We start from the raw sequence: 8,065 nt of genomic DNA on the forward strand, positions 1-8,065 counted from the left end.
AAGCTTGATGAAGAATTCAATATTAATGATAAATTCAATAAAATGATTATTGATGATTATGAAAATGCTGACTATGAAATAGATGATTTGGAACAATACATACTGGAAAAATATAAGGTGGATGTTACTGGAAAATATGGAGATTTAGAGATTAGGAATCCTTTTGGAAAGGCATCAGGGCAATTATCATCCACATTAAAACAAGTTGAAACAGATGCTCAGGATGGTTTAGGTTTTGTAGTTTTAAAAACTGTAATATCTCAAGATGAATTAAATGAATCGGAAATGAAAGAGTGGAAGGTTTCTGCTCCAAAGATGGTAGTTGAGAAAATTACAAGTGAACAAGGTGAAGAGGGATATACAGTCACTTGGAAAGGTAGAGGTTGGGATAAATCCTTCGAAGATTATTTAAAATTAGTTAAAGAATCCTACAAAGTATCTGAAGAATACAATATACCGGTAATTCCGTCAGTTCAATATCATTTGCCGGAAATGCATGAAGAATTTAAAGAAAGTGAATATGAGTATACCACCAAAAGGATTGAAGAAGTATGGAAAAAATCCAATATTAAACTGCCTTTTATTATTGAACAAGATTTTAGTGCTACATTATCTAGTATGGACAATTCTAAAGAACAAGTTTTAAGATGGGTAAAAGAAGTTCCTAAATTAGTTAATAAGTATGTTAAAACAAAGGATTTTATATTTGGAATGAAATTATTTAACCCTCCATTAGGTGATGAGTTCCAAGTTCAAATGTTAGAAGAGTTAAATAAGCTAAAGCCTTTTGTAAACAGCATAACAGCCTTTAATAGGTTATTTGATAGAGATAAAGAGTTTGAAGGTAAAAAGGGAATAGCTTATGGAGGTTACGATTTAAGCGATAGAAACTTAAGGGTGCTTGATAAATTCAATGAAATAAATGTAAACGATGTACCTATAAGTGCAACAGGAAATGTAAATTCAGGAAGAATGATGATAGAGTATGCTTTAAGGGGTGCAACATCAGGTCAAATGCACACTTATTTTCAACTACCTAATAATAATTATAATCTAAAAGATGGTAGCAGGACTAGAAAAGCTCTTCATGAGTTAATGTTTAATCCTAAAGATGGTTTGGTGCCAGGTATGTTACATTTAAAAACAAAATTTAATATTTCCGAAGATGAAGTTTTAAAGTTTTTAGATATAAAAAAATTATATACCATAAGGAAATAGGGAGGGTTTAAAATGAGTGAAAAGAGTGGACAAGGGTTTTTAAAACGAATGATTTCCATTGTAGGACCAGGCTTAATTACAGCGGCTATAGTAATGGGACCGGGAAGTATAACTGTAGCAAGTAAGTTAGGAGCTACTACGGGATATTCATCATTGTGGGCAGTATTAATTGCAGCTATAATGATGGCAGCTTTCTCAAAAATGAGTGCTGTAATAGGTATTATGTCTGAAAAGTCATTATTAGAAACGGTTAAGGATAAATATGGCAAACCAGTATCTGTAATAATAGGGGTTGGAGGATTCTTTATAATAGCAGGATTCCAAACAGGAAATAACATAGGAGCAGGTCTTGCATGCAGTACTGTATTTGGAGGATCAGTAGGAATGTGGGCGGCTATATTCACAATAGTAGCAATGCTATTTATGTGGGGATTCAAAGATATGTACGGATACTTAGAAAAATTAATGACAGCTTTAGTGTTTATTATGATTATTACATTTGTAGGAAATATATTTTTTATAAAACCTGAATTAGGAGAAGTAGCAAAAGGATTTATTCCAACTAGGCCAAAAGATTTAGGACTTATAATATCAATATCAGGTACAAGCTTTAGTGTTGCAGCAGCAGCGTTTCAAGCTTATTCAGTTAAATCAAAAGGCTGGAAATTAAAAGATTTAAATGAAGGGTTAAAAAGCTCATATGCAGGTACTGCAATTTTAGCTACCATAACTGTGGTGATAATGATTACCGCGGCTACAGTTTTAAAGCCAGCTGGAATAGAAGTTAACAGTGCTATAGATATGGCTATACAATTAGAGCCTTTCTTAGGATCCTTTGCTAAATGGCTGTTCTTATTAGGTTTCTGGTCAGCATCATTTTCATCATTTATTGGTAATGCTATGATAGGCGGTACATTCCTAGCAGATGGTTTAGGAATAGGAACAAAAATGGAAAGTAAATGGTCAAAAATATTTGCTTCCTTTGTAATGATTCTAGGTACAGCAGCAGCTATAATATTTGGAAAAAACCCAATTCAATTATTGGTGTTAGCTCAAGGAACAACAATGTTAGCAGTTCCATTAATAGCAATAGTTATAATGTTATTGGCAAATGATAAAAAACTAATGCAGAAGCACAAAAACTCCGTATTCTTAAATATAATTGGAGTAATATCAATTGTTTGGTTGCTTTTCTTATCATATAATCAACTAAAACAATTTATTGGATAATAAAATAAAAACACCACAAAATTAGCTGCCAGCTAATTTTGTGGTGTATATGGTGATATTTATTAGGGGTGAATATTATGACTGATAATTTATATAAAGAGATAAAAAATATAGAGTTTGATATTAAAAGATGGAGAGAAGAACTTCATAGAATTCCAGAACTAGGATTAGATTTACCTAGAACAAGTGAGTATATAAAAAATGAGCTGGATAAACTAGGAATAGAGTATAATACTCTATTAAATGGAAAAGCCATAGTTGCTTTAATAAAAGGTAATAAAAGTGAAAAAACAATTGCTATAAGAGCAGATATGGATGGACTTCCAATAACAGAAGAAACTGGTCTTGAGTTTTCTTCAAAAAATGGAAATATGCATGCCTGCGGTCATGATGGACATATGGCATCATTACTTGCTGCTGCCAAAATTTTAAATGAGAATAAATCAAAGCTAAAAGGATGTGTAAAACTTATATTTCAACCAGGAGAAGAATATCCTGGGGGCGCTAAACCTATGATAGATGCAGGTGTTTTAGAAAACCCTAAGGTAGACCTTATAATTGGTTCACATATAGGTCAATTATCTAAGGAGGTAGAGTTTGGAAATATAGGTATAAAGTATGGACCAATGATGGCATCCATGGATAGATTTTATGTTAATGTAAAAGGTAAAGGCTGTCACGGCGCATATCCAGAGCTAGGGATAGATCCAATAATTATGACAGCTGAAATAATACAAGGGATTCAAAATATTAAAAGCAGAGAAATAGCGGCAGTAGAACCTTGTGTAATATCCATATGCAGAGTAAATGGAGGTATTAATCAAAATATAATTCCCGATTCTGTTGAGATTGAAGGAACAGTTAGAGCCTTAAATAAGGATTTACAAGTTTATATAAGTGAAAGAATAGAAGAAGTGGTAAAAAATACAACCTTATCCCATGGGGGAGAGTATGATTATGAATATGATTTTAAATATCCTCCGCTTATAAATAATGACGAAGAAACAGAAAAATTAGAAAAAATCTTAAGAGATAGTATATTAAAAGATAATCTTACAATAATCAAGAACCCTTTAATGGGTGGGGAAGATATGGCTTTTTATTTAGAAAAAGTACCAGGAGTGTTTTTTTATTTAAGTAATTTAAAAGAAGTAGATGGAAAAAACTACAATCATCATAATTCTAAGTTTAATATAGATGAAAAAGAATTATGGAAGGTAGTCTATACTTTTGTAAAATATGTATTTGAATATTTGGCTTAGTAATTATAATACTGTAAATCTCTGAAAACGTATTGACTTTTTTTAATAGGGTGCTATAATAAAATCGTAAACAGGATTGTTACTCTTTGAGGCATTACCTTTAGTGTATTAGGTGTGCTGAGAAGAGTTTTTTTATCGTAAATTTTAAAATATCTTTAAATCATGACATTGCTAAGAACAAAGCACATCTAGTCAAAAGATAATTTTAGCTCAAGAAGGAATTGGAATACATCAATACTTCAGCAGTAATTTTTATGCATAGGAAGGGAAAGAATATGTTTAACTTGTTTAATAAATATAAAAATTTAGATGGCGTTATTATGGCACCGGTTAATGGAAGGTGTATAGATTTATCTGAAGTTCCTGATAAAGTATTTTCAGAAAGGATGATAGGGGATGGAGTAGCATTTATTCCTGAGGATGATATAATATGCTCTCCATGTAACGGAACAGTAGTTATGATTGCTGCTACTTCCCATGCAATTGGTATAAAAAGCAAAGAAGTTGAAATTTTAATTCATATTGGTTTAGATACCGTGGAGCTTAATGGAGAAGGATTTGAAGTATTAGTTAAGACAGATCAAAAGGTAAAATTAGGAACACCATTACTTAGAATAGACAGAAAGTTTATGAAAGAAAAATCTATGAATTTAACTACACCAATGATTATAACTAATAATGAAGATTTTAAATTAGAGTTTAAAAATATAGGAAAAGAAGTAGAGGGTAGTAAGTCAGAAGCAATTAAGTATACAAAGAGTAAATAGACAAGAGTCAATCTTATTAATTTATTTTAAGAAGAAGGGGGAGCTTTTCGTGAGGATTACTAAAAAAATAAACAACAATGTTGCTCTAGGGTTAGACCCCAAGGGAAAAGAGGTGGTAATCTTCGGGAAAGGAATTGGATTTCACGAAATTCCTTATGAATTAAAAGACTTATCTTTAATAAGTAAAACTTTTTATGATATTGATTCAAGTTATTTGGAATTATTATCTGAAATTCCTGAAGATATCTTTAATATTTCATCTAAAATTGTTGACTATGCAAAAAGTAAAGTTGGCTGCGAATTAAATCCAAGCCTAGCCTTTATGTTAGCTGATCATATTAATTTTGCAGTGATAAGATTAAAGAAATCTATAGATATTACCAATCCATTAACTAATGACATAAAATATTTGTATAAAGCAGAAATGGAGATTGGATATAAAGCTTTAGATATTATAGAGGAGGATTTGCAGATTCGTTTTCCCAGAAGTGAAGCAGCAAGCATCGCACTGCATATTATAAATGCTGAAGGTATGCAAAATGATATGAACAATACCATAAAAGTTACTAAGGTTCTTAAGGAAATAACTAAAATTGTGGAAGAATGCTTTGACTTTAAAATTGATCAGGATAGTATCGATTATTCCAGATTTGTTATTCACTTAAAGTATTTTGTACAGCGTATGCGGGAGCCAAAAGGAAAAGTTTCAGATTCTACTAAGCTGCTTCTTAAATCCTTAAAAGCTCAATGCCCTGATACTTACAAATGTTTTAAGAAAATAGACTGCTATTTTAAAAACACATTAAAGTGGAATTATAACGAAGAGGATCAATTGTATTTAATGGTACATATAAATAGACTTTTGAATAATTAAGGGGTGCACCCATAGTGTACTACCTAAAATATATAATATGTTTATAATATTGGATTGTAACTCTACCTTGAGGCATTACCAATGATATATATCTTAGTATATTTATCATTTACTGCCTTGAGGTTTTTTATTTTCAAAAATACACAGATTATAAAGGAGGTGAAACAAAGATGTAAACAATTAAAATGATTAATGTATATAAGTTAAATCAAAATAATTGGGGTGAAAATGATGTCGGCAAGTAAATTAAGTAAGAACATTATCTCTAATGTTGGCGGCGTGGAAAATATCAATTCATTAACTCACTGTGTTACAAGATTAAGGTTTGTTCTTAAAGACAAGGAAAAAGTAAATAAAGAAACCATTGATAAATTAGATGGAGTAACAAGTTCATTATATTCCGGAGGTCAGTACCAGATTATTATTGGACAAGATGTTGCAGATGTATATGAAGATATCATCAATAATTATGACTTAAATAATAATAAAAAAGATGCTGCTGATACAAATAATGAGGATGATAATAAAAAGGGTCTTTTAGGTCATTTAGATCAATTGTTTAGTATATTAGCATCAATATTTACACCATTAATTCCTGCAATGCAGGGGATGGGATTCTTAAAAATAATATTAGTTTTAGCTAAATTTATGGGTGCATCTCCAGAAAGCACTACTTATCAATTAATTAATACATTATCTGATTCCTTCTTTTATTTTCTGCCATTCCTAGTAGCTTGGTCTGCTGCAGAAAGATTTAAGGCTAATAAGGCATTGTCTTTGATGTTAACTGGATTTCTGTTACATCCAAGCTTTATAGAATTATTTAAAACAAATGCACATGTATCATTTTTAGGGATTAGTGTTCCAGATATAAACTACACTGGAAGTATATTGCCACCTATCCTAACAATACTTTTATTATCATACGTTCAGAAATTATTAAATAGATTTTTACCAAAACTATTTAAAACAGTATTTTCATCAGTAATAGCTTTGCTCATTACAATGCCAATTGCAATATTAATAATTGGACCTATAGGTAATTGGGGCGGTGCTGTTTTAGTTAATTTATTCAATAGTTTATATAAATTCAGCCCAATGTTATCCGGTGCAATAATCGGAGGATTGTGGCAAGTAATAATAATTGTTGGTATGCATTGGCTGGTACTAACTTTGATTCAGTTCCCTAATATAGATAGCTTGGGTGTGGATAGAGTTACAGTTGCCTTTGCTCCAAGTATAATGTGCCAAATTGCTGCAGGATTTGCCGTTGCATTAAAAGTTAAAAATAAAGCAGTTAGGCAAAATGCTTTATCTTTAACAGTAACAAGCTTACTGTCCGGAGGAGTAATTGAACCGGTAATGTATGGGGTAAATATAAAATATAGAAAGCCTTTCTACTATGTATTAGTTGGGGGCGCTATAGGTGGAGCTATTACAGGAGCATGTGGTGCAGGAATTACTGCTCCAGTAATGTTTGGTATATATACTTTACCAGCTTTCTTCGGTCAAGGCTTTACAGGATTAATGATAGGTACATTAGTTGGTTGTGCAGTAACATTTTTATTAACATATTTCTTCGGTGTTGATAAGGCAATAGAAGAAAAACAAAGTAAAGAATTAGGTGCTTATACAGCAGAAATTGCATAAAAAGGAGATAGATTATATGGAAAAACAGTATTTATACAACAAAATTAAAGGTACTTTAACAGTTGCTGGAATGGGGGATGCGATAGGTGCACCTTCAGAGGCTTGGAGCAGAGATGAAATTATTAAAAACTATGGGGGACCAATTACTGATTTTATTGATCCAAGTTTAAATTTTTATGTTAAAGACAACCTAATTGGCGAAGTTACAGATGACACATCTCAAATGTATGAAATGGCATTAGCAATAATTAAATCCAAAGGAAATCTTACAGTAAACGACGTTGCTAAAGCTTTGGTAGAATGGTCAGAAAAATATCCTAAATATTATCCAAGAAATGCTGGACCAACAACAAGGTACTTAATAGAAGATTTAAAATTAGGTAAAGACCCTGTTGAACTGGGAAAAACCGGTGGAACATATGACCGTGGTACTTCAAATGGTGCAGCCATGAGAATTGCTCCAGCTGGTTTACTATTCCCTGGAGATCTTGAAAAGACCATTGAAGTTGCAATTACTATGACTAAGCCATCTCATGGAACACAACACGGATACTCAGGGGCATGTGCAATTGCATGTGGTATTTCAAATGCCTTAATGGAAGATTCAAATTTATACTCCATTATAAAAGCTTGCCTTTACGGTGCAAAGCGTGGAGAAGAAATAGGAAGACAGGAAGCTAGAATTGCATCAGGCTTTGCAACTTACGAAAAAATCGTTAAAGGCATAGAGATTGCTCTAACTTCAGATAACATGGATGAAGCAATGGAAAGACTGGAAAGAAATGTTGGAAATGATGGTTCTATTCAAAGTTCTGTTGCCTGTGCCATCGGACTTTTCTTAGCAGGTTCCGGAGATGCAATGAAAACAATAATTGGTGGTGCAAACATTGGTGGAGACACTGATACTATTGCATGTATTGCCGGAATGTTAGCTGGTGCATATAATGGATTTGAAGGAATAGATATGGATAAATATGAAGTATTTAAAAAGGCAAATACCGCCTTTGACTTTGATAAAGTATCTGAAGAACTGACAGATTTAGCTTATAATAATTATTTAAACG

The 8,065-nt window shown here is 31.9% G+C and carries 7 protein-coding genes; all 7 read left to right on the plus strand.

All coding sequences use genetic code 11. The features are described 5' to 3' along the window. Positions 1-1,218 (plus strand): beta/alpha barrel domain-containing protein (locus TA89_RS18495; protein ID WP_040210894.1); only part of this gene is annotated, 1,218 nt, incomplete at its 5' end. Positions 1,219-1,230: 12 nt separating this feature from the next. Continuing rightward, positions 1,231-2,448, plus strand: a complete 1,218-nt coding sequence (locus TA89_RS03545) for an Nramp family divalent metal transporter (protein WP_040210896.1) — start codon at positions 1,231-1,233, stop codon at positions 2,446-2,448. A gap of 77 nt (positions 2,449-2,525) precedes the next feature. Then, complete coding sequence (locus TA89_RS03550; RefSeq protein WP_040210898.1) at positions 2,526-3,710, plus strand: M20 metallopeptidase family protein; 1,185 nt, start codon at positions 2,526-2,528, stop codon at positions 3,708-3,710. A gap of 275 nt (positions 3,711-3,985) precedes the next feature. Beyond that, complete coding sequence (locus tag TA89_RS03555) at positions 3,986-4,477, plus strand: PTS sugar transporter subunit IIA (RefSeq protein ID WP_040210899.1); 492 nt, start codon at positions 3,986-3,988, stop codon at positions 4,475-4,477. Positions 4,478-4,526: 49 nt separating this feature from the next. Further along, on the plus strand, positions 4,527-5,351 hold the full coding sequence (locus tag TA89_RS03560; protein ID WP_040210900.1) for a PRD domain-containing protein: 825 nt from the start codon (positions 4,527-4,529) through the stop codon (positions 5,349-5,351). Positions 5,352-5,582: 231 nt separating this feature from the next. After that, on the plus strand, positions 5,583-7,001 hold the full coding sequence (locus TA89_RS03565) for a PTS transporter subunit EIIC (protein ID WP_242850066.1): 1,419 nt from the start codon (positions 5,583-5,585) through the stop codon (positions 6,999-7,001). A gap of 16 nt (positions 7,002-7,017) precedes the next feature. Then, positions 7,018-8,065: ADP-ribosylglycohydrolase family protein (locus TA89_RS03570; RefSeq protein WP_040210902.1), on the plus strand; the 1,048-nt coding region annotated here is incomplete at its 3' end.

Source organism: Clostridium polynesiense (assembly GCF_000820705.1).
Classification (GTDB): Bacteria; Bacillota; Clostridia; order Clostridiales; family Clostridiaceae; genus Clostridium_AA; species Clostridium_AA polynesiense.